Genomic DNA, 1,089 nt, shown 5'->3' on the forward strand with positions numbered 1-1,089 from the left:
CAAACTTTTTGCAAGATAAAAGCCGGGGCGAAAGCTTTAGCTTCTTCGGTGCGAATCTTACCGCAATCTTTGAGGGCTTTGAGAATTACATCTTGCTGGTTATTTTTGCCTTTCACTGTACTCGCATCCTGGGCGGTAAAAGTGTAGTGCATCAATCCTTTCGGGGCTTTCACCGCATCATTTGACGGATAAAATAAATGGCGGTAAGCATTAGTCAAAGATACTCTGACAGCGATATCTTTCGCGCCTTCTCTTTCCTTCAATTGCTTCTGCTGGCTTCCCGATAAATCTTGCATCCGGTTCTGACTTTTGAGAATATTTTGAATTGCTTTATATTCTCTAGCATTGTCGATCGCCCTTTCCAATTCTAGCCGATTCGCCACCAAAAATAACAACCGATTGCGGTAGGTGCGAAACTTCCCCGACTCGCCGCTACTGTTAAAAATGCGATCGACTAATTCCGGCGCTGCGTCGGTAGAAGCATCCACCGTGGCTTCGTCAAAGTCGATCGCACACAGCGCCACATCATCCGGGTTATCGTCTACATCTCCCGGACTTTCGACATTAGAAACTAAGGTAAAAAATTTCTTCGCAAAAATGCTATCCCGCCGAATTCGTAAATCTTCTTTCGCCGCCAAAACCCCGACTTGTTCCTTTTCCTCGGTAATAATTTTGTTAATCGAAGGTTCTTCCTTAAACCTGGCTAAAGATGCGATCGGATCGTAGTCTAAATACCAGGCTACCTTAGTCAGTGTTTCTAAAGCGCGATCGACAAAACCGCTTTCAACGCCCGGAATTAGCTGCGACAATTTCAACTCAGCCAGCCGATTCCCCGAAGAATTTCCCTGAGTCAGTGAATGCAGAAATATGGTTCTAATTATCCAAGTCGAAAACGGCGGTTTTCCGGCTGCGATCCATTCCGCATCTTGCAATTGTGCGTAAGCCGGTCTACCATCAGGATTGTAGATATCAGCGCCGATCGCATTCCGCAAGGGCGATCGTTGCAACCGAGAAGTCAAATCGTTAGTAATTTCGGCATCCATCCCCACGGGAATATGATGCGTGTGAATCATCGATACCCAACCATCG

General features: G+C 46.2%; 1 pseudogene. It reads right to left on the reverse strand.

Going from position 1 to position 1,089, the window contains the following annotated elements:
• Positions 1-1,073 (reverse strand): annotated as a pseudogene (locus ACUVJL_RS35495) (AAA family ATPase); the annotation flags it as partial.
• Positions 1,074-1,089: the final 16 nt, after the last annotated feature.

This window comes from Microcoleus sp. OTE_8_concoct_300 (assembly GCF_031383065.1).
Lineage (GTDB): Bacteria > Cyanobacteriota > Cyanobacteriia > Cyanobacteriales > Microcoleaceae > Microcoleus.